The organism is Bradyrhizobium sp. CCGB01 (genome assembly GCF_024199795.1).
In the GTDB taxonomy this organism is placed as follows: domain Bacteria; phylum Pseudomonadota; class Alphaproteobacteria; order Rhizobiales; family Xanthobacteraceae; genus Bradyrhizobium.
The window spans coordinates 8,878,129-8,904,430 of sequence record NZ_JANADK010000001.1 but is presented as its reverse complement, the minus strand read 5'-3'; the positions used below and the strand labels follow the sequence as shown (position 1 = coordinate 8,904,430).

The 26,302-nt window shown below is 64.8% G+C and carries 26 protein-coding genes; 17 read left to right on the top strand and 9 right to left on the bottom strand.

Translation table 11 applies throughout. From position 1 onward, the window contains the following. Window positions 1-99: 99 nt before the first annotated feature. Together NLM25_RS41970 and NLM25_RS41965 are read left to right on the top strand one after the other, a co-directional pair. Window positions 100-318: a hypothetical protein gene (locus NLM25_RS41970; RefSeq protein WP_254123777.1), complete on the top strand. Its 219-nt coding sequence runs from the start codon at window positions 100-102 to the stop codon at window positions 316-318. A 10-nt stretch (window positions 319-328) separates the two neighbouring features. After that, window positions 329-787: a hypothetical protein gene (locus NLM25_RS41965; protein ID WP_254140826.1), complete on the top strand. Its 459-nt coding sequence runs from the start codon at window positions 329-331 to the stop codon at window positions 785-787. Window positions 788-812: 25 nt separating this feature from the next. On the opposite strand, the gene NLM25_RS41960 is transcribed toward NLM25_RS41965, so the two are convergent. Both NLM25_RS41960 and NLM25_RS41955 read right to left on the bottom strand, forming a co-directional pair. Further along, a complete protein-coding gene (locus NLM25_RS41960) occupies window positions 813-1,835 on the bottom strand; it encodes an LLM class flavin-dependent oxidoreductase (protein WP_254140825.1) in 1,023 nt (340 codons plus the stop codon). Window positions 1,836-1,844: 9 nt separating this feature from the next. Continuing rightward, a complete protein-coding gene (locus tag NLM25_RS41955; protein ID WP_254140824.1) occupies window positions 1,845-3,020 on the bottom strand; it encodes an AraC family transcriptional regulator in 1,176 nt (391 codons plus the stop codon). Window positions 3,021-3,279: 259 nt separating this feature from the next. On the opposite strand from NLM25_RS41955, the gene NLM25_RS41950 reads away from it, so the two are divergent. From NLM25_RS41950 to NLM25_RS41940, 3 genes are all read left to right on the top strand, one after another. Then, window positions 3,280-3,477: a hypothetical protein gene (locus NLM25_RS41950; protein ID WP_254140823.1), complete on the top strand. Its 198-nt coding sequence runs from the start codon at window positions 3,280-3,282 to the stop codon at window positions 3,475-3,477. 319 nt (window positions 3,478-3,796) lie between these two features. Next, on the top strand, window positions 3,797-4,027 hold the full coding sequence (locus tag NLM25_RS41945) for a hypothetical protein (RefSeq protein WP_254141378.1): 231 nt from the start codon (window positions 3,797-3,799) through the stop codon (window positions 4,025-4,027). Beyond that, window positions 3,937-4,293: an ABC transporter substrate binding protein gene (locus NLM25_RS41940; protein WP_254140822.1), complete on the top strand. Its 357-nt coding sequence runs from the start codon at window positions 3,937-3,939 to the stop codon at window positions 4,291-4,293. The genes NLM25_RS41945 and NLM25_RS41940 overlap by 91 nt, the downstream gene beginning before the upstream one ends. A 159-nt stretch (window positions 4,294-4,452) precedes the next feature. Here the strand turns inward: NLM25_RS41940 and NLM25_RS41935 are convergent, their stop codons facing one another. Continuing rightward, complete coding sequence (locus NLM25_RS41935; protein WP_254140821.1) at window positions 4,453-4,887, bottom strand: hypothetical protein; 435 nt, start codon at window positions 4,885-4,887, stop codon at window positions 4,453-4,455. A gap of 624 nt (window positions 4,888-5,511) precedes the next feature. On the opposite strand from NLM25_RS41935, the gene NLM25_RS41930 reads away from it, so the two are divergent. Next, on the top strand, window positions 5,512-5,925 hold the full coding sequence (locus NLM25_RS41930; protein WP_254140820.1) for a CPBP family intramembrane glutamic endopeptidase: 414 nt from the start codon (window positions 5,512-5,514) through the stop codon (window positions 5,923-5,925). Window positions 5,926-6,091: 166 nt separating this feature from the next. On the opposite strand, the gene NLM25_RS41925 is transcribed toward NLM25_RS41930, so the two are convergent. Both NLM25_RS41925 and NLM25_RS41920 read right to left on the bottom strand, forming a co-directional pair. Continuing rightward, on the bottom strand, window positions 6,092-6,805 hold the full coding sequence (locus tag NLM25_RS41925; protein ID WP_254140819.1) for a class I SAM-dependent methyltransferase: 714 nt from the start codon (window positions 6,803-6,805) through the stop codon (window positions 6,092-6,094). Beyond that, window positions 6,802-7,260, bottom strand: coding sequence for an Rrf2 family transcriptional regulator (locus NLM25_RS41920; protein ID WP_254140818.1), 459 nt, complete (start codon window positions 7,258-7,260; stop codon window positions 6,802-6,804). The genes NLM25_RS41925 and NLM25_RS41920 overlap by 4 nt, the downstream gene beginning before the upstream one ends. Before the next feature lie 418 nt (window positions 7,261-7,678). Between NLM25_RS41920 and NLM25_RS41915 the strand changes: the two genes are divergently transcribed. Continuing rightward, on the top strand, window positions 7,679-7,972 hold the full coding sequence (locus NLM25_RS41915) for a DUF718 domain-containing protein (RefSeq protein WP_254140817.1): 294 nt from the start codon (window positions 7,679-7,681) through the stop codon (window positions 7,970-7,972). Window positions 7,973-7,989: 17 nt separating this feature from the next. Here NLM25_RS41915 and NLM25_RS41910 read toward each other — a convergent pair whose 3' ends face one another. Then, window positions 7,990-10,011: a YgiQ family radical SAM protein gene (locus tag NLM25_RS41910; RefSeq protein WP_254140816.1), complete on the bottom strand. Its 2,022-nt coding sequence runs from the start codon at window positions 10,009-10,011 to the stop codon at window positions 7,990-7,992. Window positions 10,012-10,203: 192 nt separating this feature from the next. Here NLM25_RS41910 and NLM25_RS41905 point away from each other — a divergent pair, with 192 nt between their 5' ends. Further along, window positions 10,204-11,160, top strand: coding sequence for a DMT family transporter (locus tag NLM25_RS41905; RefSeq protein WP_254140815.1), 957 nt, complete (start codon window positions 10,204-10,206; stop codon window positions 11,158-11,160). Between the two features lie 148 nt (window positions 11,161-11,308). Beyond that, a complete protein-coding gene (locus tag NLM25_RS41900) occupies window positions 11,309-11,473 on the top strand; it encodes a hypothetical protein (protein WP_254123764.1) in 165 nt (54 codons plus the stop codon). Between the two features lie 65 nt (window positions 11,474-11,538). Here the strand turns inward: NLM25_RS41900 and NLM25_RS41895 are convergent, their stop codons facing one another. Continuing rightward, window positions 11,539-12,204 (bottom strand): GntR family transcriptional regulator, encoded by a 666-nt coding sequence (locus NLM25_RS41895; protein ID WP_254123763.1) that lies wholly within the window; start codon window positions 12,202-12,204, stop codon window positions 11,539-11,541. 8 nt (window positions 12,205-12,212) lie between these two features. Then, window positions 12,213-13,625 carry an FAD-binding oxidoreductase gene (locus NLM25_RS41890; RefSeq protein WP_254140814.1) on the bottom strand — a complete coding sequence of 471 codons (1,413 nt, stop codon included), beginning with the start codon at window positions 13,623-13,625 and terminating at the stop codon, window positions 12,213-12,215. 179 nt (window positions 13,626-13,804) lie between these two features. On the opposite strand from NLM25_RS41890, the gene NLM25_RS41885 reads away from it, so the two are divergent. The 3 genes from NLM25_RS41885 (at window position 13,805) to NLM25_RS41875 (ending at window position 18,467) form a co-directional block, all read left to right on the top strand. Further along, window positions 13,805-14,689, top strand: a complete 885-nt coding sequence (locus NLM25_RS41885; protein WP_254140813.1) for a dihydrodipicolinate synthase family protein — start codon at window positions 13,805-13,807, stop codon at window positions 14,687-14,689. A gap of 202 nt (window positions 14,690-14,891) precedes the next feature. After that, window positions 14,892-17,225 carry a TonB-dependent siderophore receptor gene (locus NLM25_RS41880; RefSeq protein ID WP_254140812.1) on the top strand — a complete coding sequence of 778 codons (2,334 nt, stop codon included), beginning with the start codon at window positions 14,892-14,894 and terminating at the stop codon, window positions 17,223-17,225. 63 nt (window positions 17,226-17,288) lie between these two features. After that, window positions 17,289-18,467: a PepSY domain-containing protein gene (locus NLM25_RS41875; RefSeq protein ID WP_254140811.1), complete on the top strand. Its 1,179-nt coding sequence runs from the start codon at window positions 17,289-17,291 to the stop codon at window positions 18,465-18,467. Between the two features lie 13 nt (window positions 18,468-18,480). Here NLM25_RS41875 and NLM25_RS41870 read toward each other — a convergent pair whose 3' ends face one another. Then, window positions 18,481-19,149, bottom strand: coding sequence for a hypothetical protein (locus tag NLM25_RS41870; protein WP_254123758.1), 669 nt, complete (start codon window positions 19,147-19,149; stop codon window positions 18,481-18,483). A 198-nt stretch (window positions 19,150-19,347) separates the two neighbouring features. On the opposite strand from NLM25_RS41870, the gene NLM25_RS41865 reads away from it, so the two are divergent. From NLM25_RS41865 to NLM25_RS41845, 5 genes are all read left to right on the top strand, one after another. Next, window positions 19,348-20,580: a rhodanese-like domain-containing protein gene (locus tag NLM25_RS41865; protein WP_254123757.1), complete on the top strand. Its 1,233-nt coding sequence runs from the start codon at window positions 19,348-19,350 to the stop codon at window positions 20,578-20,580. A gap of 119 nt (window positions 20,581-20,699) precedes the next feature. After that, a complete protein-coding gene (gene serA / locus NLM25_RS41860; RefSeq protein WP_254123756.1) occupies window positions 20,700-21,944 on the top strand; it encodes a phosphoglycerate dehydrogenase in 1,245 nt (414 codons plus the stop codon). A gap of 109 nt (window positions 21,945-22,053) precedes the next feature. After that, on the top strand, window positions 22,054-23,073 hold the full coding sequence (locus tag NLM25_RS41855; protein ID WP_254123755.1) for a patatin-like phospholipase family protein: 1,020 nt from the start codon (window positions 22,054-22,056) through the stop codon (window positions 23,071-23,073). Window positions 23,074-23,076: 3 nt separating this feature from the next. Continuing rightward, window positions 23,077-24,534, top strand: coding sequence for a GntP family permease (locus tag NLM25_RS41850; protein ID WP_254140810.1), 1,458 nt, complete (start codon window positions 23,077-23,079; stop codon window positions 24,532-24,534). A gap of 89 nt (window positions 24,535-24,623) precedes the next feature. Further along, window positions 24,624-26,294 (top strand): tannase/feruloyl esterase family alpha/beta hydrolase, encoded by a 1,671-nt coding sequence (locus NLM25_RS41845; protein ID WP_254141359.1) that lies wholly within the window; start codon window positions 24,624-24,626, stop codon window positions 26,292-26,294. The last annotated feature ends 8 nt before the right edge of the window (window positions 26,295-26,302 follow it).

Genomic DNA, 26,302 nt, shown 5'->3' with positions numbered 1-26,302 from the left:
CGCCTTCGAATTGATGGCGAGCTTTTGCCGCCCGCGCAGGAACTTCCATTTTTTCCCGGCGTTGGGTTAGCGGCCTGCAAAAGCAGCCGGCAGCGCGAGATGAAGAACCTTTCCAACGCCGAATTTTCGCCCGAAGTGATCGAGTTGATGACCGCCGCCCTGGAAGCAGCGGTGGCGACGCTGCCGGAGCCGGTGCATGCCTCACATGTCAGTGCGCTCGCCGAATCCATCCTGCGCACGGCCGGTGCTGGGGAGCGCGATGTGGCGAACCTGAAGAGGATCGCCTTGATGGAGCTGCAACTGGCGCCACGCACTTGATGAGGTCGACATGAAGACAACAGCCGCTGTCGTCATTGCGCTCTTTGCGGCATTCTCCGCTGGTGCCCGCGCAGAGAGCTGGACCGGCTACCGCATTCCCGAGTCCGGCACCTCGGTTGAAATCCCCGCTTCGCTCTTCTCCGAGCTTGCCGGGAAGCCTGACGGATACGGCCAGCAATTTCGCACGTCGGATGGCCGCGCCGATCTCACCGTGCAGGCCGTTCCGAACCAGGGGCTCTCGCCAGCCGAATTCCTGGCCAGGAAAAATCCTCCATCCGGAATCGTCTACAAGCGGATCACCCCGAGGTTCTTCGTGGTCTCCAGCGTGAAGCGCGACAAGATCTGGTATGATCGCTGCAATTTCTCGCAGCGCTACGTGCATTGCGTGCTGATCAATTATCCCGCGGACGAGAAGCGGCAATGGGATGGCGTCGTGACGCGGATCAGCCACAGCCTGGGTGCCGACTGAATCGGGGCCGCGTGTGGCTAATGCCTCACCGCCACCCAAGCGCCGGCGCCACCTGCGTGAGGATCGCCTCGATCGCGTGCGCGCAATAATCAACGCCTAACTGGTTCGGAATCGTCAGCAGCAGCGTGTCCGCTTCCGCAATCGCCTCGTCCTGCCGTAGCTGCTCGATCAGCGCGTCCGGCTCGGCCGCATAACTCCGGCCGAAGATCGCGCGGGTTTGCGGATCGATGAAGCCGATCTGGTCTTCGCCGCCGCGCTCGCCGCCGAAATAGGCGCGGTCGCGATCGTTCATCAGCGCGAAGATGCTGCGGCTGACGGACACGCGAGGTTCACGGGTGTGGCCGGCTTCCTTCCACGCCGCGCGATAGGCGCGAATTTGCGCGGCCTGCTGCACGTGAAAGGCTTCGCCGGTCTCGTCGTTCTTCAGCGTCGAGCTCTGCAAGTTCATGCCGAGCTTCGCCGCCCACACCGCGGTGGCGTTCGAGCCGGCGCCCCACCAGATCCGTTCGCGCAGGCCCGCGGCATGCGGCTCCAGGCGCAACAGGCCCGGCGGGTTCGGAAACATCGGCTGCGGATTGGGCTCGGCAAAGCCTTCGCCGCGGAGCAGATCGAGGAAGACCTCGGCATGGCGCCGGCCCATGTCGGCATCGCTCTGGCCGTCGGCCGGGCGATAACCAAAGTAGCGCCAGCCGTCGATCACCTGCTCGGGCGAGCCGCGGCTGATGCCGAGCTGGAGCCGCCCGCCGGCGATGAGATCGGCGCTGCCGGCATCCTCCACCATGTAAAGCGGGTTCTCGTAGCGCATGTCGATGACGGCGGTGCCGATCTCGATCTTGCTGGTTTTCGCACCGACCGCGGCGAGCAGTGGAAAGGGCGAGGCGAGCTGGCGCGCGAAATGATGCACGCGGAAGTAAGCGCCGTCCGCCCCTAACTGCTCCGCCGCGACGGCAAGCTCGATGGATTGCAGCAGCGTGTCCGCGGCCGAGCGGGTCTGCGACTGCGGCGAGGGCGTCCAGTGTCCGAAGGACAGGAATCCGATTTTCTTCATGGGGGCAATTTAAGGATGGTCTCGGCGATTTGCGATGGGCATCTCGGAGGAAACTGGGTCACGAGCGGGCCCGTCGCCTGCGTCGTGGTCCGGTTCGGGGGTGTCCAGGGCACGCCATTGCCTTGGCGTCATTCCGGTCCAGCGCTTGAAGGCGTGGGTGAACGCGCTGACTTCTCCGTAGCCGAGCAGCCAGGCGGTTTGCGAAATAGGCAGTTCGTCGTTCTTCAGATAGCTCTTGGCGAGATCGATCTTCATCTCGTCAAGGACGCCGCTGAAGGTCAATCCCTCCAAAGCGAGGCGCCGCACCAGCGTGCGATGGCTCATGCCTAAGCGGCGGGCGATCTCTTCGACCCGTGCCTCGCGATGCGGGAGCAGGGGGGCGATCGCATTTTCGACGCTCGATCTGAGCGAGGTCGCGCGCGACTTGCGGTGCGCCAGCGCCTCTTCGCAATAGGCGACCAGCAGATCGTTCAGATAGTGGTCAGCGCTCTCGATCGGGATGAGGCCCGTTGATTGAGGGAAGATGATCTCGTCGACGTCGCAACCGAACTCGATCTCGCACCCCATGAACGACTTGACGTCCGCGGGTGTCGTGCGGCGGCGATGGGCGACCCGGACCTGGCTCGGGACCAGCCGGCGGTTGGTCAAGACGCGGTTGATTCGAATGATGGTGGTCAGCCAGAATTCGATCTGATGCCGGTCCGATCGCCGATCCATGCCGACATATCTCAGCGCAATTTTCATCTCCTTCGCGGCGAATCGCAGCGAAACCCCTTCATTGGCGAGGTGGCAATAGCGCTCCGCTTTGGACAAGGCTTCGGCGACCGTGCCGGAGGACGCGGTGACATAGTAAAGCAGGCCGATTTCTCGCAGGTCGAAGTCCCGTGCCAGATGAAATCCGAGCGTGTCGTCCTGCAGCGCCTCGGCACCAAGCTCCACAAATCGGATCTGGCTTTCAGCGCCAAGGCGCGCCTTGCGATCTTCGATCTGCGCGCGCGTCAATCCGACCCTGGACAACAGACTGTCCGCCTGGATGCCGACCTCCAGCAGGCGGGCCCAGACCAGGCGTGCGATCGCGCCGGTGGCACTGGGCAGCGATTGGAACTGAGGCGAACGGGCAGCAGGCACAGCGAACCCTTTTCGTCGTTCTGTTGTTGGGAGCGCGATCGCGGCACGCAAAATCAAGTTATTGGCTCAAGATAACAAGAATGCCGGTGCCGTGTGACTTAAATCAGTCGCCTGCCCTCAGACTGGTGTTTTGTCCTCGGGGGCACCCCCATCCTCTCCAAGAATATCGAAGGCCTTGATGTCCAGCAGTGACGGCGCCACGCCGCCCATCAACGTGAAGATACTGCGAGGCTACGGAAAGTTGCTCGGAATTCCTCATATCGCCCATGGTTCCCGGACGGTTGCACTCGAACGGGTCGGGGATTGCGAGATCAGCATGTTCGAAGCGCTGGGAGCCGGCTTGCCTGACAGCCCGTTGTTCTGGATGGAGCTGTTCGACCTTCGCGTCGACTCGTCGCTCGACAGTCGCGGCTGCCACAACATGCGCGACGCGGTCGCAGCCTTCGAGGATTTTGCTTCGCAAGCGAGCCGTCTTGCGGAAATGTCGTCGTTCTGTGCCGTCGGCGAATTCTGAAGGTCGGAAATTGCGGCGTTCACCCGGCCCCCTTCGCGAAGATGGCAGCATGGAAGGCTGTCCCCGCAAGTGCCGCTCCCCAGTGAGAAGCAGATTAGGCCCCACGGTTGGACGGCTTGAGCCCCATCTGGGAAGTGGCGACCCACCCGCTGAGGTCCGTTCAGTCAAGGCATGGCGTACCGGATTTGCTCACGTTAGGTCGTTCGGTGACCCGTACCGGTCCTCCGCCCATACGCCCGTACCCGCCCGCTGCGAGTGCAGCAACTATCGAGACGTGATACTCTGCGTCCCGTCGTCCTCAATCTGCGATGAGGATCGAATGAAGCGGCGGGAGTTCCTGGCGGGCACTGCGGCGCTGCTGGTTCAGCCGAGGCATTTGCATGCACAAGGGAAGCCTCGGCGGATGGGTTTCCTTGGCATTTGGGCAGATGATCCGGCGCGCGACGCCGTTCACGCCGCATGGCTCAGCGGGTTAAGGGAGAAGGGTTGGATCGAGGGCAAGAACCTGCTTGTCGAATATCGTTACGCCCCGATCGCACGTCAGCTTTAGCCGCCGAGCTCATCGCCTTAACTCCCGATGTGCTCGTCGCCCCGGGACCGCTGGCCGCGCAAGCCCTGAAATCAGCAACCTCCATCATTCCGATTGTTTTCGTGGCTGTCGCCGATCCCGTGGGGCTCGGCCTCGTGCAAAGCCTGTCGCGACCAAGCGGCAACATGACGGGTGTTGCAACCATGGTTCCCGATGACTTCGGCGCGAAACGTCTCGAAATCCTCCGCCCTTCTGGCGTTTGCGGACGAGGTGATCGAATAGTCTAACTTCCGCTTCTGACCCCGAAAGCGACGTTGAGATCGTGCCGCGATGGGTCTGCTGGGCGGAGCAGACAGGATGCTCCAAGCAAGCGAACTGGATGGTGCTTCTGCCCTGCAGCGGACCACGAGCTCAGATCATTCGATCTGCCACGCGCAGAGGCGTCCTCAGATTTCGCAACCGGTCGAATTCAATGCCTTGCGCAAGCCACCAAACGCCTTGAGCCGACAGGGCTCGGTATCGCTGGCAACCTTTGAACTCCGGACATTGTCAGTTCGCTTGGCGACGGTTGCCTTTGGTTTCGGCGTGGGCTTGGGCCTGGGTTTTGGATGCTCAGCGGTCGCGATCTTCTTCGAATTGTGCCGATGACGGGCGACAGGCTTCGGCTCGGACGAACCGGTATTACCGATATGGATGCCTTCTGGCAGAGCAACGCGGTCCTCGACCAAAGCAGCCTGTGCCGGCATCTCGCGGCTTACAGCAACAACTTCGAGGCGATCGGCCTTCGCCAGCGCGCCATGTGAAGCGGAAATGCCTGCGTCCTGCTCGGCAGGTGGCTGAACGATCGCGACTGCGCGACGCGGTGGGGCTCTCAGCTCCATTGCTGACAGCACTCCTACACTCAGCAGGATAAGGAGGCCCAGCAACGCCATTCTCAGCATAATGCGCCTCTAACCTCGGTTAGTGCCGCTGAAAATTGTCCGCGCCAATAAGGCAACTTGTCGACGGCTGCCGACCCATGGCGATTCATTTGCCGACAGGGTTAACGCCGGTGATGCTCCCCCACGTACCGAGAAGGCCGCCGCTCACGTCGCGTCCGAGAGCAGACCGTACCTGGTCACGCAAGATGGTCTGTTAGGCCCTGAGCTGAACACCACGAGAGCCATGTCATGCCCGCTCTTTGAGAGAAGCCCGCCACCGCCTGACAGCTGCTTTTGACCCGAAGCGGGCGTGCCCTGCTCGCTAGGCCGCATTGCGGTGAATGTATTAGCCGCGCTAAAAGATACATGATGATGGCTCGCTCGATACCCACGCCTCTCTGGTTCGCGGCGGCCCTTTTCCCAATGGTTGTGTCACAAATTGTCAGACTGCAACAATCCGATCCGGCAGCATGGATCGTCTGGGATTACGCAGGCCGCCTCGGGGCCTTGGCAGTTCTGTCCGCCATACCTGCTGCGCGGAAGATAGCCTTCCGACTTGAACCACTTCGAATAGCGCGATGGGAAGTGACCATCTGGATTGTCGGCATTGTCCTCGTGGACCACTATTGGGGCGGTTGGATCCAACGAACCATTAATGGAGTCCTGCCTGCGACAGTGCTCGGGGCATATCCTGAAGTGCAAGGCTGGCTACATGTCGTCGATACCTTTTTTGGTCTTGGGCTAGTCGCCTTAAGTGAGGAGATCGTATTCCGCCGCTGTGCGCGTCATCTGCTCCAGAGCTATTTGGATGACGGCTATGCCTTGGTTCTCGCAACCTCATTTTTGTTTGGAGCCTTTCACTGGTGGACGGGTTTCGGGAATATTGGCGCGGCTATGGTGACAGGTGGCTTGTTGATGATGTTGTACCGCCGATCCGCGGCGCTTTGGCCTGCAGTTCTTGGACACTATCTGGCCGATATAGTGAACTTCGCGTTTTGAAAAGTCGCCTTTCGGCCCTTTGCCGATTCGCAGGAGCGAACTGGCGATGTCCGGTTTTGAGGGCAGAGCGGACGCGGCTTTTGTCGCGAGCTACGAATGATGACTGCACGCCCTGGCGTAACCGGCTTTGCATGAATGCCCGGCGTATTGATGAAGCCATGGCGCCTCACGCGTAGGCCACCCAGCCGCGGAAAGTGAAGCCGGTATAGAACAGACTTGGCCCGGAGAACCCGGCCTCGCGCAGGATCGCCTCATCCTGCGCGGGCGTGAGGATTTCCAGATGGTTGGTGACTGCGTTCCGTGCGGCTGCTGCCTTCTCCGGCTCGACGCCGGAGAACGCCAGGAACGCGGAGTATCGCGACAGCCACAGCGGGCGTTCCTCGTCGCCGTCGGGAGCGCTCAAATGCGCGACCACGAAGGGCGCGCGCGGCCTGAGGCGGCGGCGGATTTCCGAGGCGATGCGACGCCGCTCCGCGACATCGACGAAGTGGAGGGTCAGCAGGCAGGTGGCGCCGTCAAATGGTCCTTCCGGCGCATCGTCGACGTAACCCTGGTGAAGACGCGCGCGCGGTGCGAGCGATCCCAGGGTCTGCCTTGCAAGGCCCAGCATCGCCGCGGATGGGTCCACGCCGTCGAAGCTCCAGCAGGGCTGTGCTTGCGCAAAGGTCTTCAGCTCCAGGCCGCCGCCGGCGCCGAGGACGAGGATCCGCGCATCGTCGCGCGCGCGCTCGGCGAGAAGGATCGCCGCCATGGACAGCATGGAATTGTAGCCAGGCACGAACCGCGGCGGTCCTTCCGTGTATTTCGCCACCATTTGCGGATCGACGAACGCGTTTTGAATGTCGGTCACGATGTTGTCCTGTTGAATGGAGCCGATCACGCGTGATGCGCGCTCATGCCTTGGAGTTTTCGGGACCCGAGGCGCCTGCGAAAGTCGTCGGCCAGTATCGCCAGCGTCACCTCGCCGAGGCGCGACAGCAGCAGCGCCTCTGCATCGTGAAAGGCCTGATCGAGCGCGGCGTTGACGGCCTGCTCGACGAGGCAGCCTGGCGCTTCCGTCCTGTTGCCCATGGCCAGCAGCGTGGGACTGCCGAGCGCGGTGTAGACGTCGCGCAGCGTCACATTCGAAAGGTCGCAGGCCAGCGTCCAGCCGCCGCCATGTCCCTTCTCGGAGTGGACATAACCGAGGTCCCGCAGGCCCGCCATGATGCGGCGGATCACAACGGGATTCGTGTCCATCGCCTTCGCCAGGGTCTCGGACGTGAAGGGGCCCGGCTGTTGCGCCATGTGCAGCAGCACGTGGAGCACGCCGGACAAACGGCTATCTCGTGTCATGTAACTCTATATGTTACATGATGGGGCAAAGGTCAACCGGCGTCGGCGCGTCGAACAGCCTGGGCGCCGGATGCGGTATAAAGCTGGAGAATATTGATACGGAGTAGCTGTGCGGGCTCGCGTTATCCCACGCGGCCGATGATGCCATCATGCGCCTGTTTTGCCCGACGGGGCAACGTTCTCCGCAAAGCGCGTAACCCATTGATCTCGCACATGCCGTCTACTGTGCATGGGGTTGTTTTCGACATTTTTGTTTTGGACGCACTGCGTCTCGCCAGCGCGCGGTTTCCCGGTCGCGATGATGATTTGTCACGGTGACGGCGCTGCGTGCGAGGGCAACAATCGCCGGGTGGCCATCTGCACCTTTCGCCGCGACCTCGGCGCCCGCTTTCATCAATCCATTTTTCGGAGGCGCATTATGCAAGTTTATAATGTGGTGAAGTTCAAGGTGAAGCAGGGCGAGGAAGCCGCCTTCCTCGACGCGCACCGGAACGGCAAGGCCAAATGGCCAGGCCTCGAGCGCGGAATCATCATCCAGACCGGCGAGCAGACCTTCTGCCTGATCGGCACGTGGTCCAGCCAGGATGCGCTGGTCGCGGCGCGATCGGCGATGATCAAGACGCTCGACAGTTTCAGGTCGGTGCTCGAGGACCAGGGCAACGGACGCGGTGTCACCGATGCCGTGTCGGGCGAGGTCGTGCTCGATCTCTAGCAGGCGCGCAGCGCCCGCTACTTCATCAGCCGCACGCCCTTGGTCGTGAAGCGCTGCGTCTTGCCGCCGGGCCGCAACGGCCGCCGCGTGCCGGCAGCCTTGCCGGTGCCGGGCGGCTGGTGCGCCGGCACGAGCTGATCGGGACGCGAGCCGATCAGGTCGCGGCGACCCATCTCGATCAAGGCCTCGCGCAGCACGGGCCAATTGTCGGGGTCGTGATAACGCAGGAACGCCTTGTGCAGGCGGCGCTGGCGCAGGCCCTTGATCGCCTCCACCTTGTCGCTGCCGCCGCGGCGCACGCCGCGCAAGGGATTGACTCCGGTGTGATACATCGCGGTCGCGGTCGCCATCGGCGAGGGCAGGAAGGTCTGCACCTGGTCGGCGCGATAGCGGTTCTTCTTGAGCCAGAGTGCGAGGTTCATCATGTCCTCGTCGGTCGTGCCCGGATGCGCCGCGATGAAATAGGGGATCAGATAGTACTTCTTGCCGGCCCGCTCGGCCGCTTCATCGAACATCCGCTTGAATTTGTTGTAAGCGCCGATGCCCGGCTTCATCATCTTGTCGAGCGGACCGCGCTCGGTGTGCTCGGGCGCAATCTTCAGGTAGCCGCCGACGTGATGGGTGACGAGCTCCTTGATGTATTCGGGGCTCTCGACCGCGAGGTCGTAGCGCACGCCGGAGGCGACCATCACCTTCTTGATGCCCTTGGTCTCGCGCACCTTGCGATAGAGCCGGATCAGGTCGTCATGCGAGGTGTTGAGGTTCGGGCAGATCTCGGGGAAGACGCAGGACGGCCGGCGGCATGCGGCCTCGACCTTCGGATCCTTGCACGCCATCCGGTACATGTTGGCGGTGGGGCCGCCGATGTCGGAGATCACGCCGGTGAAGCCGGGCGTCTTGTCGCGGATCTTCTCGATCTCGCGCAGGATCGAGCCTTCGGAGCGGTTCTGGATGATGCGGCCCTCGTGCTCGGTGATCGAGCAGAAGGTGCAGCCGCCGAAGCAGCCGCGCATGATCGTCACGGAGAACTTGATCATGTCCCAGGCGGGAATCTTGGCGTCGCCATAGGAGGGATGCGGCGCGCGGGCGTAAGGCAGGTCGTAGACCGCGTCCATCTCGTCGCTGGTCAGCGGGATCGGCGGCGGGTTCAGCCAGAGATCGCGGTCGCCGTGGCGCTGCACCAGCGGCCGCGCATTGCCGGGATTGCTCTCCCGGTGCAGCACGCGGGACGCGCGCGCATAAGCTTCCTTGTCCTGCTCGACCTGCTCCAGTGCCGGCAGCCGGATCACGGTCGAGCCCTTCTGGCGCGTTGCGCCCTCGTCGGCGGAATCGAGATCGTCGGCATGCAGCTCGGCATAGTCCTCGGGCACACGGCGGAACAGCGCGACGCCGCGGATGTCGTTCAGCTCGCGCGGTGCCTCGCCGGCGGCGAGCCGCTGCGCGACTTCGACGACGGCGCGCTCGGCATTGCCGTAGAGCAGCAGGTCGGCCTTGGCGTCGGCCAGCACCGAGCGGCGCACCTTGTCGGACCAGTAGTCGTAATGTGCGATCCGGCGCAGCGAGGCCTCGATGCCGCCGAGCACGATCGGCACATCCTTGAACGCCTCGCGGCAGCGCTGGGCGTAGACGACGGTGCAGCGGTCCGGCCGCTTGCCGCCTTCGCCACCCGCCGTGTAGGCGTCGTCATGGCGCAGGCGGCGGTCCGCGGTGTAGCGGTTCACCATGGAGTCCATGTTGCCGCCGGTGACGCCGAAGAACACCTTTGGCTTGCCCAGTGCCTTGAACGGCTCGGCCGAATGCCAGTCCGGCTGCGAGATGATGCCGACCCGAAAGCCTTGCGCCTCCAGCAGCCGGCCGATGATCGCCATGCCGAAGCTCGGATGGTCGACATAGGCGTCCCCGGTCACCAGCACGATGTCGCAGGCGTCCCAGCCGAGCGCATCCATCTCGGCGCGGCTCATGGGGAGGAACGGCGCCGGCTTGCGCGGGCGCGCCTGCGCCATCAGGGGCTTCTCGGCGGCGATGATCTGGGTGTCCATGGCGCCTACGCATAGGGCTGCGGGGCCGCGAATACAACCGACGGACGCGTGAAAGATTGCGGTTCCCCTAACGGCAATCCGGGCTCGCGGGCATCATCTCGACCGGGGGAGCATTGCAACCGCCGCATATGCCCATAAGCAAGCCGTCTTCCGGGTTCTCACCGGAGCACGCATCGGATATTCGATTGGTTCATGGGCCTGGAGACCTTTGAAGGAACGTCTGAAGGCGGACATGGAGCGAGCGCCGGCGCGGCATCGTCCGCAGGCGCCTGGCTCGGCGCGATCGCGCTGATCGGCTTCGTCCTGGTGGCGACCGCGCAGGCCTCCAACCAGATTCTGGCGCGCGGGCTCGCGGGCTCTGTGCCGCCCTTCGCGCTCGCCTTCTTTCGCTGGAGCATCGTCGCCGTCGGACTCGCGCCGATTGCGCTCGCCGAGATCCGCGACGGCCGCGTGCCGCTCGGCAAGAACATCTGGCCGGTTCTTGCCGCCGGCTTCATGGGCATGTTCCTGTGCGGCGGTCCGGTCTACGCCGCGGGCGTCTCGACAACGGCGATCCACATCGCGCTGATCATGGCGCTGTCGCCGATCACCGTGCTGTTGATCTCTGCCATGCGCGGCATGGAGCGCGTCGGCCTGCTGCAATGGCTCGGCACGGCACTCGCGCTATCAGGTGCATTGCTCATCATTTCCGGCGGCCATCCGCAGACGCTGATCGAACTGGAGACAGCCTCGGGCGACGGCCTCGTCGTGATCGCGATGCTCGGCTGGTCCGGCTACACCCTGCTGCAATCGCGTGCCGCACCGAAGGCGTCCCTGCTTGCGCGCATCAGCCTGTTCTCGGGCGCCGGCGCCTTGTTCTCGCTGCCGCTCGCGGTCATGGAGATGTGGGCGATGCCGGCCCAGGTCTTCAGCACCAAGGCGCTCTCGGCCTATGTCTTCGCCGGGGTCGTTCCCGGCCTGCTCGCCTATGCCGGCTTTGCCTGGCTCGGCGGCAAGTTCGGCTCGGTGCGGACCTCGCTCGTGCTCTATCTCGGGCCGATCGCGAGCGCGCTGCTGTCCTTTGCGATTCTGGGCGAGCCGCCGAAGTTGATCCACCTTCTCGGCGGCTTGCTGATCCTGGGCGGCGTCTGGGCCAGCTTGCGGCGATAGTTCCATCCCCATGCGTTGTGGCTCACCCGCAGGAACCATCTGTCTCCGTGAACATTCTGATGGAGGGCCTGCGCGGAGCCCTGCCGCGCGCGCTCACGTCCGGGGTGTTGATATTGCCTCGATGTTCGCCTCTGGCGATGGGGAAGCTGTGAGTACGGTCATAGAGAACTTGCTGTTGCGAAAGCAGAGCCTCGTCGAACAGCTCGAGAAGGCGCCGTCGGTCGAGGACCGCGACAGGATCGAGCATCAGCTCGAGCAGATCAACACCGCACTGGATTTCCTGGACAGACCGGGATCGAACGACGCGCGGTAGAGCTGATCCGGAAAAGTGTGAAGCGGTTTTCCGGAGAGATCATGCACAAGCAAAATCTGAAGCGCTCAATCCACTTTTAATGCTTTGGCGTAGACCACGCCCGAATTGGTGATGTGCGTGGTCATCAGCGCCTCGAAGGCGGCGAACTCGCCGCGCGTGAACAAATCGAGCAGCTTGCGATGCTCCTCGAAGGACGAGCGGGTGCGCACGTCGATCGGCGAGGTCAAATTGGTGCGCAGCGCGGCGACGCGGCCGGAGACGAGCTGATAGGACTCGATGAGATAGCGGTTGCCGCAATGCGCGAACAGCCCCTCGTGAAAGGCGGCATCGGCGCGGCCATAGCCGATATTGTCCTTTGCCGCGAGCGCCGGCTCCATCGCCGCGATCGCCTCGCTCATCGTCGTGACCGCACCGTCGCGATCGTGGCGGAAGGCGAGCTCGGCGGCCTTGGGCTCGAGCGCGATCCTGAAGGTGCAGAGCGCATTGATGTCCTCCGCGCTCGGCGTGAACACAAAACTGCCGACCTGCGGCCGGATCACGACGAGCCCCTGCGCCTGCAACTGGCCCATCGCCTCGCGCACCGGCGTGCGGCTGACGCCGAAGGAGTTCGCCACCATCTCCTCGGAGATGGCGGCGCCGAGCGCGAACTCGCCGTCGATGATGGCCTGGCGCAGCCGCAGCACCACCCGCTGCGACAACGATTTCGGCGTATCGAGCCTCAGGGAGCGCATCGGCTCTCTCAGATCACCTTGCCGGGATTGAGCAGATGATCGGGATCGAGCGCGGCCTTCAGCGTCCGCATCAGCGCGATCTCGGCATCGCTGCGGGCGTGACCCAGCCACTTCTTCTTCAGCGTGCCGATGCCGTGCTCGGCGGAGACGCTGCCGCCCAGCTCGCGGACGAGGCCGTAGATGATCGCGTCCATCTCTTCCTTCGGCTGCTGCTCGACGGAAAGACCGGTGACCCAGGAGACGAGGTGCAGATTGCCGTCGCCGATATGGCCGTAATAGACGCTCTCGCAGCCCTTGATGCCATCGGCGAGCGCCGCCTTGCAGCGGGTGACGAACTCGTCCATCCGCGCCACCGCAAGGCCGATGTCGTAGGAGATGTGCGGCCCCAGCACCTGACCGAACTCGGCGCAGATGTCGCGCACGCGCCAGAACGCCTGCGTTTGTGCCAGCGATTGCGCCACGGCGGCATCGGCCAGCAGCCCGCGCTCCATCAGCTCTTCGAGCCAGTTCTGGAAGCGCGGTGCATCCAGGCTTTCGTCGGTGCCTTGCGCCTCGACGAGCACGTAGAGACCGTGGCCTGCCGCGACCGGAGGCTTCACCCCGGCGCGATTCGTGATCACGGCCCAATAGTCCGGCCACATCACCTCGAAGGCCGACAGCAGCGGGCCGAGCCCGCTTCGCGCCGCGTCGAGCAGGGCGATCACCGCGGCATAGTCCTTCAGCGCGCACAGCGCCGCCATGGTCGAGCGCGGCTTCGGGAACAGTTTTAGCACCACGCGGGTGATGATCCCGAGCGTGCCTTCGGAGCCGATGAAGAGATGCTTCAAATCGTAGCCCGCGTTGTTCTTCATCAGCTTGTTGAGGCTGGTGATGATGGTGCCGTCGGGCAGCACCACTTCGAGACCGAGCACCAGCTCGCGCGTCATGCCGTAGCGGATCACGCGGTTGCCGCCGGCATTGGTCGAGAGATTGCCGCCGATCGCGCAGGAGCCGCGCGAGCCGAGGTCGAGCGGAAAGAAGAAGCCGGCTTCGTCGGCGGCCTTCTGGATTGCCTCCAGCGGCGTGCCTGATCTCACCGTCATCGTCGCCGACGCACGATCGATCTCCTCGATGCCGGTCATGCGCTCGAGCGAGATCGCGACCCAGCCTGCTTCGGGCGAGGCGCCGCGGCACAGCCCGGTCAGGCCGCCCTGCGGCACGAAGGGCAAGCGCGCCTGCCGGCAGGTCGCAATCGCATCGGCAACGCCTTGCGCATCGACCGGCCGGATCACCGCCAGCGGGGTTTGCGGCAGGCTCGCGCTCCAGTCGTTGCAATTGCGCGCGGGCACGTCGGTGCCGATCAGCACCGCGGCCGCGCCGAGCTTGTCGCGCAGCGCGCCGAGCACCTGGTCGGGACGCTCGATGGGGGTCACCATGTTCATGCGAGACCTCCTCAGGATCTGGTTGCGCCTCTGGCGCATCATGATGGCGGAAAGGATTTGCGTCCGTCTTGTATGTAAGGTACAAGATGAAAAGTAAAGCAAAAACAAGGTCCGACACTGCGCCCTAAGGTCCTTCGAGATCAGAGGCTTAGTCCGGGGCCGCAGCAACGGGTGGTGAGATGACGGAGGTAATTCGCGGGTTCTGGGTGGCGTCGGCAACGCCGCTGGCGGCGGACGGCAGCGTGGACTCCGCAAAGCTCGCGGCTCACGCCAGGCAGCTCTTCGGCAAAGGCGTCGATGGCGTCGTGCTGTTCGGCACCACCGGCGAGGGCACCTCGTTCAATGTCACCGAACGTGTCGCGACCATCGAAGCCGTGCTCAAGGCCGGTGTCGCGCCGGAACGCATCGGCATCGGCGGCGGCTTTCCCGCGATCACCGACAGCATCGCATTGACGCGCGCTGTGCTCGGCCTCGGCCTGCGGCACGTGCTGTATCTGCCGCCCTACTTCGATCGCAGCGTCACCCCTGAAGGCGTCGAGGATGCCTTTGCCGCGATCATCGATGGCGTCGCCGACGATCGCCTGCGCGCCTATCTCTATCACATCCCGCAGGTGTCGGGCGTCGCGATCCCGACGACGGTCGCCGCCAACCTGCGCAAGCGCTACGGCAAGATCGTCGCGGGTCTGAAAGACTCCAGCGGCGACTTCAAGCAGTTCCAGGCGTTCCGTGCCGCAGCTCCCGAGCTCGCCATCACCGTCGGCAACGAAGCCGACATCACCCGCGCGATTGCCGCCGGCGGCGCAGGCACCATCTGCGGCATGGCCAACGTCGTGCCCGAACTGGTCAAGGGCATGGTCGAGGGCAAGGATGTCGAGGCGCGCATGAAAGCAGCGATCGACGTCGTGCTGAACACACCGTCGTTCCTCGCGACGCTGAAGGCGATCCTGGCGGCGCAGACCGGCGATGCAGGCTGGCTGCGCGTGCGTCCGCCGATCCGCGCCTTGTCCGATGGCGCCGCGCTCAAGCGGAAGCTCGACGAGCTGATCACTCCCGCCATTGCGTGAGATGTGAAAATTCCGTGACACGCTGCCGCGAATTCGCGCGCAGCGTGTTGCGCTCGCCGCGACATCAATCGTTGATTGCCGTTCAGTGCTATTCCGCGCTTAGAACCACTCAACACTAGAGCAATTCAACTCCCCTTACGGTTCTCCTCACGTCCAGCGGCTGTTACAGGCGCACACTTCAATGTTCGTGACTTGAAGTGGAATGAAAGTGCGTGCCTTCGTGGATGGCCAGCGTGTCAGCGGCCATCGTCGTCATCGTGCCGGCAAGAGCCGTGCAGGTCTTCTCATTGGTGCAGCCGTGCTGCTCGCCGAATCTCCCTCCAACACGACGCCTGCGCAGGCGCAATCGGCGCTGCCGCCGGTGACGGTGGATGCGCCGGTGCAGCGGCCGAAGCCGGCACGCGCGTCGGGCCAGTCGCAACGCCGTGCGCAAACCATTGCGCGCCAGCGCAGTACCAATCCCGCACCCGCAGCGCCGACGCTCTCGGAGCGCGCCGCTGCTGCGGCCGCCGCGCAGCAAGCCGCCAAGCTCGGCTATCGCGCGATGCCGAGTTCGACCACGCTGCGCAGCGGCGCCTCACCGCTCGACACCTCGCAGACGGTCAACGTCGTGCCTGCGCAGGTGTTGAAGGACCAGCTTCCGCGCAACATCGACGACGCGCTGGTCAACATCAGCGGGATCACCCAAACCAACACGCTCGCCGGTACCCAGGACGCCGTCATCCGCCGCGGCTTCGGCGACAACCGCGACGGCTCGATCATGCGTAACGGCATGCCGCTGGTGCAGGGGCGCAGCCTCAATGCCGCGGTCGAGAGCGTCGAAGTGCTGAAGGGGCCGGCCTCGCTGCTCTACGGCATTATGGATCCCGGCGGCATCGTCAACACCATCAGCAAGCGCCCGGAGCTCTACCAGCACGGTTCGGTCACGCTGCTCGGTTCGACCTACGCCAACAACCGCAGCGGCGCCGACGGCCTGCTCGACGTCACCGGTCCGATCGGCGACCAGGGCCTGGCCTACCGCTTCATCGGTTACGGTGTCAGCGAGGACTATTGGCGTAATTTCGGCCGCCATCGGGAAATGCTGGTGAACCCGTCGCTCGCCTGGTACGGCGACACCACGACGGTTCAGCTTACCTATGAGCACCGCGAGTTCATCTATCCGTTCGACCGCGGCACGGCCTTCGTCAAAGGCGCTCCGCTGGCGATTCCGAAGACACGCCGGCTCGACGAGCCCTTCAACAACATGTGGGGCACTTCCGACCTCGTGCAGGCCTCGGTCGAGCAGAACCTGGACGACAATTGGAAGGTCACGGCAGCCTACAGCTATAACACCGAGACCTTCAGCGCCAACCAGCTTCGCATCACCGGCGTCAACGCCACGACCGGTGTCGAGACCCGCAGCAATGACGGCACCCGCAACTCGCTGAGCAACGCCAGCTACGGCACCTCATACCTCCAGGGCGACGTCTGGGTGGGCGGTTTCCGCAACGAGATCCTGTTCGGCGGAGAGGCGCTGTATCGCACGATCGATCGCCACGATTTGATCCGCCAGGCGACCCCGAGCTTCAACTTCTACAACCCCAACTACGGACTGATCGTGCCGGGCACGACCGTTTCGGCGGTGGACAGCGAGCAGACCGACAAGCTCGGCACCCGCAGCTTCTTCGCTCAGGACACGTTCCATCTGACCAACTGGCTGTCGGTGGTCGGGGGCGTGCGCTGGATGGAGTACGAGCAACTCGCGGGAAAAGGCCGGCCCAACTTCATCACGAACACCAACCTGGCTGGCGACAAGGTGCTGCCGCTCGGCGGCGTCATCTTCAAGCTGAACGATCAGCTCTCCTATTACGTGAGCTACACGCAGTCGCTGAAGCCGACATCGGTCATCGCAGCGTTCACCACCGGCTTTGTCGTCGACTCCACGATTGCGCCCGAAGAAGGAACGCAGTGGGAGACCGGTCTGAAGTTCGACGTCAACAAGCGGCTGTCGGGCACCTTGGCGTTCTACGACATCGAGAAGAAGAACGTGCTGGTGCTGGATGATATCGGCGGCGGCAAGTCGGCGGCGCGCACGTCGGGCGCAGCCCGGTCGCGCGGCGTGGAGCTGGACGTGACCGGCAGGCTGAGCGATCAATGGAGCATGATCGGAAGTTACGGTTATACCGACGCGCGCCTGATCAACGATCCCGTTGCCGGCGACGCAAAATTGCTGAACGTCGCGATGAACACGGCTTCGTTCTATCTCGTCTACGATTTCGGCGACGCCCTTCCCGGACGCCTGCGGCTCGGCGGCGGCGCGCACTATGTCGGTGACCGGCCGGGCGATGCCGCCAACACGTTCTTCATGCCGGCCTATACCGTCGCGGACATCTTTGCGACCTACGACACGAAGGTCGACAACCTGCCGGTGACCTATCAGTTCAACGTCAAGAACCTGTTCGACAAGCTCTACTATAACTCCACCACCGGCAACGCCTTGAACGTCGCGATCGGTGACGCGCGGCGGGTGTCTCTGTCGGCAACGGTGAAGTTCTAGCGATGGCGGTGCGGTCCACCCACGCCGATCTGCTGATCGTCCCGATCATGATGGTCGGCTTCGATGCGTAGGACGGGGCACCACATCAAGCGCGTACTATTCGAGGTCCATTCCATCGCGGGCCTCGTGCTTGCGCTGCTGCTTGCCCTGATCGCGCTGACCGGCGCGATCATGAGCTTTGAGGACGAAATCGCCGATCACCTCAACGCCGGCATGATGCAAGTCGCGCCGCGGCAGACGCCGGCGCTGATGCCGGACGAGCTGGTCGCCCGGCTGAAGGCGACGCAGGACGTCGGCAAGGTTGCGGCCGTGAGGTTGTCGAGCGATCCGGCGGCGGCCGTACATGTCCGGTTCGGCCGCGACGAGCAGGGAGGGCGGCCCGCCTCGCTCTATGTCGACCCCTACGACGCAAGCGTGCTGGGTTCGCCGCGCGGCGAGGAATTTTTCGCGACCGTGCGCCGGCTGCATCGCTGGCTGCTGATCCCCGGCGACGCCAAGGGCTGGGGACGTCAGATCACCGGCGTGGCTGCGCTCGGCCTGATCGTCATGCTCATCTCGGGCCTGGTGCTGCGCTGGCCGCGCCGCGCCAGCAGCGTCAAGATGTGGCTGAAACCCAATCTCGGGCTCGGTGGTCGCGGCCTGCACCGGTCGCTGCATGCCGTCATCGGCACCTGGGTCCTTCCGGTCTATCTGGTGATGACGCTGACGGGGCTGTGGTACTCGTTCGACTGGTACAAGGATGGCGTCGTCTGGCTGCTGTCGCGCCCGCAGGTCGCCGCCGCAAAAATGCAGCCGAAGGCGCCGCGCGCGGCTGGCCGTGCGGAGCCGGCTCAGCCGATCGGATTCGATCAGGCATGGACGACATTCCAGCACGAGGAGGGCGGTCGCTTCTCCAGGGCGTTGCTGACGCTGCCGGCCAGCCCGGGCACGGTGCTGCGGATCCGGTCGTGGGGCAAGGATTCGACGCTCGACACCACGCGCGACGAATTCCGCGTCGACGGCGTCACCGGTCAGGTGGTCTCTGCGGAACGCTATGCCGACAAGACGTTCGGCGAGAAGATCATCGCCAACGTGCTCGACATCCACCGCGGTGCGTTCCTGGGCTGGCCCGGCAAGCTCGCCTTCATGATCGCCGCAGCGCTAATGCCGCTGTTCGCGGTCACCGGCGTTTTGCTTTATCTGTCGCGCCGCAAGCTGCGGCGCCCGGCGCCGCCGCTCGGGCGGCTCGTTCCGGGCGAGTGAGCGGAGAGCCGCTTCACTTCGCCAGCATGCGCCGTTCGTCGATGACGACGTCGTTGTTGACAGCGTAGACGAAGCAGCCGCCATCCCGGCCGTTCCGCGCGGGATCGCTGTTGCATTTCGCCAGCGCAGAGGTTTGGGCCTCCTTCAGGCTCGGATCCCCCGCCGAGATGAACAGCTTGCCCCACGGATGGATTGCCATCGCCTTGGGCTCCATGGCCTTGTCGTAGTTCTGCACGTCAGCGCGCTGCCGCGTGATCCGCCGGATGATCGGAATCCCGGACGGGTCGTACTTGCCTGCATGGTGCAGCCGCGGCATGTCCTTCGACGTCAACTCGCCTTCGGCGACGATCTCCTCGTTGACCGCCAGCAGGGCGCAGGGCTTGCCGTATCGGAGCTGACAGGCTTCCAGTGCGCGGTCTCCCGTCACCGAAGCGTCGTCCTGTTCGCAGGTACGGAAGTAGCTTGCGTGGACAAGCTCCACGGCCTGTCCCTTGTTGGGCTTGCAGGCGAGATAGTCCTTGATCAGCGTGTCGCGGACGTAGCCGAACACGGTCGGGGTCGATGCTGCGATGATGGAGGCCATTGCCCGCTCGAATTGGGACTTGCGTTCGGCGTTTGTGAGCGCGGCCATGGCGACACCAGGAAGCGCCAGAAACACCACCAGAAATTTCACGATTCTCATGTTGCGCCCCCCCAAGACGATTCGGAACTCTAGCCTCCTGTGCGCCCTACGACACGATTTTTCTGCAAGGGGCCAGTTTTCTGCAAGGGCCAGGGTTTGCGGCGTTGCCGGGCGGGAGGCCAGGCCCCGATCGGGCTGGTCAACCGGACCGCAATCATTCAAAAACCCTCCCGTTCAAGTCTCCCAAGGTTGCCTGACATGAAGCTCCCGACCGTCACCCCTGCCGACATCCGCCGCGCGCTGCTGCTGCGCGAGGAGATCGCGCTGCTTGATCTCAGATACGAGGCCGGCTTTGCCACGGGCCATCCGCTGTTTGCCGCCAACATGGCCGCGGACCGGATCGCGATCGAGGCCGAGGTGAGGCTGCCGCGCAAGGACGTGGCGATCGTGCTCTATGATGACGGCGAGGGGCTGGTTGCTACGGGTGCCGAGCGGCTGGCGGCGCTCGGCTACACCAACGTCAGCGCGCTCGATGGCGGCCTGAAAGCCTGGCGCGCGGCGGGCTATGAGGTGTTCGAGGACGTCAATTCCTACTCCAAGGCCTTTGGCGAGCTGGTCGAGGCACGCCGCCATACGCCGTCGTTCAGTGCCGACGAGGTGGCAAAACTCATCGCGGACAAGGCCAACATCGCCATCCTCGATGTCCGCCGCTTCGACGAATACGCGACCATGAACATTCCGGGCTCGGTCAGCGTGCCCGGGGCGGAGCTGGTGCTGCGGGCAGGGCAGGCCGCGCCCGATCCTGAAACGACTATCATCGTCAACTGCGCCGGCCGCACGCGCTCGATCATCGGCACCCAGTCGCTGATCAATGCCGGCGTGCCCAACAAGGTGCGGGCGCTGCGCAACGGTACCATCGGCTGGACGCTGGCACGGCACACGCTCAATCACGGCGCCGACCGGCGCGGTGCGATCGGGCCGTTCGAGGGCGGTCCGGCCAATGCACGCGACGTCGCCTATCGCGCCGGCGTTCGCACGATCGGCGCGAGCGAGATGGCTGCGCTTGTCGCGCAGACGGATCGTACGCTCTACCGCTTCGACGTGCGCGATGCGGAGGAATATGCCGCCGGCCATCTGCCGGGCTTCCGCCATTATCCGGGCGGTCAGCTCGTCCAGGAGACCGACATGGCCGCGCCGGTGCGCGGTGCGCGCATCCTCCTGGCCGACGACAAGGGCGTGCGCGCCGACATGACGGCATCCTGGCTCGCGCAGATGGGCTGGGAGGCCTATGTGCTCGAAGGCGGCTATGACGCTGCGCTCGAGATCGGCCCGCCGCGCGTGCTGCCCAAGCCCGACCCTGCCCACCGGTATCGCCGTCCCTATGAAGGCACCGATGTCGCCGAGCGTGCGATGCAGGCCTATCTCGACTGGGAGTATGGCCTGGTCGAGCAGCTCCGCCTTGACGGTACGCACGGGTTTTATGTGATTTGACGGGGCGCTTGCCGTAAACACTCCTGCCCCGCCATCTTCTCCCCATATCCAAACCCTATTGTGCTGCGTCTCCTCCGCGGTCTATGAGCTGCGGCAAAGCTGCTATTTACGGAGATTCCATGTCAGCCCCAGGCCAAAGCCCCGAGCGGAACGCGAAGGCGCTGTTGCTCGAAGGCGTCAATGACAGCGCCGTGGACCTGTTCAGGAGCGCGGGCTTCACCAATGTCGAGCGGCTGACCAAGGCGCTGGACGGCGAGGACCTGCGGCGCGCGCTCAAGGGGGTGTCGCTGCTCGGCATCCGCTCGCGCACCCAGATCACCGACGACGTGCTTGGGGCTGCCGACCAGCTGCTCGCGGTCGGCTGCTTCAGCGTCGGCACCAACCAGGTCGATCTCTTGGCGGCGCGCAAGCGCGGCATTCCCGTGTTCAATGCGCCGTTCTCCAACACGCGCAGCGTCGCCGAGCTCGTGATCGGCGAGATCGTGATGCTGTTGCGGCGGATTTTTCCGCGCTCGGTCTCGGCCCATGACGGCGGCTGGGACAAGTCGGCGACCGGCAGCCGCGAGGTGCGCGGCCGCACTCTTGGCATCATCGGCTACGGCAATATCGGCTCGCAGCTCTCGACGCTGGCCGAAGCCATCGGCATGCGCGTGATCTATTTCGATCGCACCGACAAGCTCCGTCACGGCAACACCGAGCCGGTCGAGAGACTGGAAGATCTGCTGGCGCAGAGCGACGTCGTCAGCCTGCACGTCCCGGAGACGCCGGAGACCGCGGGCATGATCGGCGAGAAGGAGCTGCGGGCGATGAAGCCGGGCTCGTTCCTGATCAACAACAGCCGCGGCACCGTGGTCGATCTCGATGCGCTGGCTGGCGCCTTGCGCGACGGTCATCTCGCGGGAGCGGCCATCGACGTGTTTCCGGTCGAGCCGTCGTCGAACTCCGATCGCTTCAAGAGCCCGGTGCAGGGCCTCGAGAACGTCATCCTCACCCCGCATATCGGCGGCTCGACCGAGGAGGCGCAGGAGCGCATCGGCGGCGAGGTCGCGCGCAAGCTGGTCGACTATTTCATCACGGGGTCGACCATGGGCGCGGTGAATTTCCCGGAGGTGCAACTGCATCTGCGGCCCGCTGGCGCGCGCTTCAGCCACGTCCATCGCAACGTGCCGGGCATGCTGCGGCGCCTGAACGAGGTCTTCCTCCAGCGCGATATCAACATCGTCGCGCAATATCTGGAGACCGCCGGCGACCTCGGCTACGTCGTGCTCGATGCCGACCTCGGCGGCCAGGATTCCGCGGCGCTGCTGCAGCAGATCCGGGCCCTCGAAGGCACGGTCGGCGCGCGGCTGGTGTTCGAGCACTAGATGTTCGTCACGTTCCGGTTGCATTGTGCGGCTACGGCTCACTAAACTGCCGTCATCTTCGGCGAGGTACAAATCGCGTCGAATTTGAGTTTCAGTTGCGGAGGCACCGATGGAACGGGACGCCGTACTGATCGATCTTGCGCTTCAGGGCGGCGGTTCGCACGGCGCCTTCACCTGGGGCGTGCTCGACCGCCTGCTCGAGGAGGAGTGGCTCAGCATTGCCGCGATCTCCGGAACCTCCGCAGGCGCGATGAACGCGGCCGTGCTGGCGGACGGGTGGACAGCCGGGGGCGCCGCTGGCGCGCGTGCCGCGCTCGATCAATACTGGCACCGCGTCTCGAAGGCCGCGGCCTTCAGTCCGTTGCAGCGCTCGCCGCTGGATCGGCTGATGGGGCGCTGGACGCTCGACACCTCGCCCGCCTACATCCTGACCGACCTGATGTCGCGGGTGTTGTCCCCCTACGATCTCAATCCAACCGGTTACAATCCGCTGCGCGCGGTGTTGGCCGAAAGTATCGATTTTGCACGCCTTGCGCGCTCGCCGATTCAGCTGTTCGTCACCGCGACGCGGGTGCGCACCGGGCGCGGACGCATCTTCCGCAACGCCGAGATCACGGCCGATGTGCTGCTGGCGTCGGCGTGCCTGCCGACCATGTTTCGCGCGATCGAGATCGACGGCGAGCCCTACTGGGACGGCGGCTTCGCCGGCAACCCGACGATCACGCCGCTCGTGCGCGAGAGCGACGCGCACGACACGATTCTGGTGCAGATCAATCCGACCGAAACGCTCGATGAGCCGCGGACGGCTGCCGAGATCCTCAATCGGCTCAACGAGATTTCCTTCAACTCGCCGCTGATGAAGGAGCTGCGCATGATCGCGCTGTTGCGGCAGGCCGCCGACCCCGGCAGCGGCGAGGGCGCGCGCTGGGCGAAGATGCGGACCCACCGCGTCAAGAGCGACATGCTGGCGAAGTTCGGCGCGTCGTCCAAGCTCAACGCCGAATGGGAGTTCGTCTCGATGCTGCGCGCCGAAGGGCGCTCGGCCGCGCAAGTGTTTCTCGACGAGCATGGCGACGATATCGGCCGGCGCTCGACCGCCGATCTCGATGTCCTTCTGGCGGAGTGCTGAGGCATGGGTCTTCTCGGCCTGCTCGTCGGGCTCGGCCTGCTCGTTCTGTTCGCCTTCCGCGGCTGGAGTGTCCTGTTGCTTGCGCCGTTCGCCGCACTGGTGGCCGCGCTGTTCGGCGGCGAACCGCTGCTTGCAAATCTGACCCAGGTTTTCATGGTGAACGCGGCAGCATTTTTGGCGCAGTTCTTCCCGATCTTCCTGCTCGGTGCCGTCTTCGGCAAGCTGATGGACGATAGCGGCGCGGTTACCTCGGTCGCGGGCTTCATGGCGCAACGTCTCGGCGAGCGCCGCGTCATTCTGGCCGTCGTGCTCGCTGGTGCGATGGTGACCTATGGCGGCGTCAGCCTGTTCGTCGCGTTCTTCGTCATCGTCCCCATGGCCAGGTCGCTGTTTCGCGCCGCCGCGATCCCGCGCCGACTGATCCCGGCCGCGATCGTGCTGGGGACCTCGACCTTCACCATGTCGGCTCTGCCCGGCACGCCGTCGATCCAGAATGCGATCCCGATGCCGTTCTTCGGCACGACGCCCTTTGCCGCGCCGGGTCTCGGCGTCCTCGCGTCCCTCATCATGCTCGGCGTGGGATTGTGGTGGCTGCATCGCGCCGAAGCGAAAGCCCGCCGCACCGGGGAGGGCTATGGTGATGGGGACGCGGAGGATGCCACGGAGCGCGCTGCTGCCGACGAGCTGGTGCGCGAGCGTGCGACGACGGCGCGGGAGTTCGATCCCGCCGAGCTGCAGCACGGACATCGCAGCAGTGCACCGTCGCCGATCGTGAGCTCACTCGTGCCGCTGATCGTCGTCGTGGCCGTCAATCTCCTGATGTCGCTCGTGATTCTGCCGCGGCTCGACGTCGGCTATCTCGCGGAGCCTCGCTTCGGCAACACGTCGCTGGCAGCGGTCGCGGGGGTCTGGTCGGTCGCGGTCGCATTGGCGGCCGCGATCCTCGCGACCATCGTGCTGAACTGGTCCCGGCTGCCGGCGCTGCGGCAGACCATGGACGCCGGAGCCAATGCTTCGGTCCTTCCAGCATTCAGCGTCGCGAGCCTCGTCGGGTTCGGCGCGGTGGTCGCCTCGCTGCCGGCGTTCGCGCTCGTGCGCGACTGGGTGCTCGCGATCGAAGGCGGCCCACTGGTGTCGCTCGCGGTCGCGACCAACATCCTGGCCGCGCTGACAGGTTCGGCTTCGGGCGGCCTGACCATCGCGCTCGACGCGCTCGGCCCGACCTATGTCGAGCTCGCCGCACGCGCCGGCATCGATCTCGGGCTGATGCATCGCGTCGCGGTGATCGGCTCCGGCACGCTGGATATCCTGCCGCACAACGGCGCCGTGGTCAGCCTGCTTGCGATCTGCGGCCTGACGCATCGCGACAGCTATTTCGACATCGTGATGGTCGGCATCGTGTCGTCGCTGCTGGCGCTGGTCGTCGTCATCGCGTTGGGCGAGGCGCTGGGATCGTTCTGATCGAAAGCTGGCCTCAGCGATTGACGGAAGGGTGAAGGTTGCATTGAATGCCGCCATCTGTCGAACGCAACACGATCAAGAAGGCCGGGATGGAAACGATGACGGGAAACGGAGCGAAGTTGTATGCGTTGCTCGTGGTGACAGCAGTCGCGCTGAGCGCAAGCGCTGCGTCGGCGGCGACGCTGGCCGGCGATGCGGATACGGTCTGCAAGGGTCTCGTCGGCGGCGCCGATGCCGTCAAGATCGATTCCGCGACGTTGCTGGCGCCGTCGCAACTGGCCGTCGCCGAGCGCGGGCCGACACCGTCGGGGCGCATCACGCCGGCCAATCCCGGCTACTGCAAGGTGCTCGGCCATATCGATCCCGTTGACCCCAAGGCGCCGCCGATCAAATTCCAGGTCAACCTTCCCGTCGAATGGAACGGCCGCTCGCTGCAATATGGCGGCGGCGGCTTCAATGGCGTGCTGATCACCGGCCTTGCGCTGCCGCCGGCCTATCCGTTCGACAAGCCGTCGCCGCTGGCGCGCGGCTTTGTCACTTATGGCACGGACTCCGGTCACGAATCCAAACCGGGCGAGCCGCCGCAGCTTTTCGCGCTCAATGATGAGGCGTTCGAGAATTTCGCCCATCGCGCCTATAAGAGGGTGCGCGATGCTGCCGTCGCGCTGATGGAACGCGCCTACGGCAAGAAGCCGGAAAAAATGTACTTCATGGGCTCGTCCGAAGGCGGCCGCGAAGGCCTCACCATGGCGCAGCGCTATCCCGATGATTTCGACGGCATCTTCGCGCGCGTGCCCGTGATCAACTGGGTCGGCCTGCAGCATGCCGGCACGCGCTCGGGGCTCGCGACCATGGGCGAGGGCTGGATCAATCCGGCGCAGGTGAAGCTCGTGGCCGATGCGGTGCGGACGACTTGCGACAAGGCCGATGGCTCCGACGACGCGCTGGTGCAAGATCCCGTGGCGTGCAAGGCGGCGTTCAAGGTCGAGACACTGCGCTGCGCGGCTGGCCAGAGCGGCGATCAGTGCCTCACCGAGGCGCAGATCAAGGCCGTCAACACGCTGCATGGGACCTTCAAATTCCCGTTTGCGCTCGCCAACGGTCTCGATGATTATCCGGGCTGGGGCGTGTCGGGTGAGGACACGCCGGCGATCGGCCCGACCGGCGGCTGGGTCGCGTGGTGGCTCGGCACGGCGCCGCCGGCACAGCCGCCCGCGCCCAACAACGGCATTGCCTGGATCTACGGCGCCGGCGGCATTCAATATGTGTTCGCGCGTGATCCCAAACTCGATGTCACCACCTACAAGGCGGAAGAGCACAAGGCGCGACTGCTCGAAGTCTCGAAGCTGATGGATTCGACCGATCCCGACCTCAGCCGCTTCCGCGCCCGCGGCGGCCGGCTGATCATGCTCGAGCACATGGCGGACTACGCGCAGAGCCCCTATGCCGGCATCCGCTATTTCGAGAGCGTCGAGCGCAAGCTCGGCAAGGCCGAGACCGCGGAGTTCGCGCGGCTCTACACCGCGCCGGGTGTCGACCATGTCGGCTCCGGCGCGCCGGCCAATGTCGACATGTTGAGTGCGCTGGTCGACTGGGTCGAGAACGGCAAGGCGCCCGGCGATCTCGAAGTCAGCGAGCAGAAGGTGGAGGCGCCGTCGTTTGCGGTGTTGCGCGCGATGCCGCTGTGTCGCTGGCCGTCCTGGCCGCACTACAAGTCGGGGCCGGTGACTGAGGCGTCGAGTTTTACCTGCGCGCCGTGAGTTCTTAC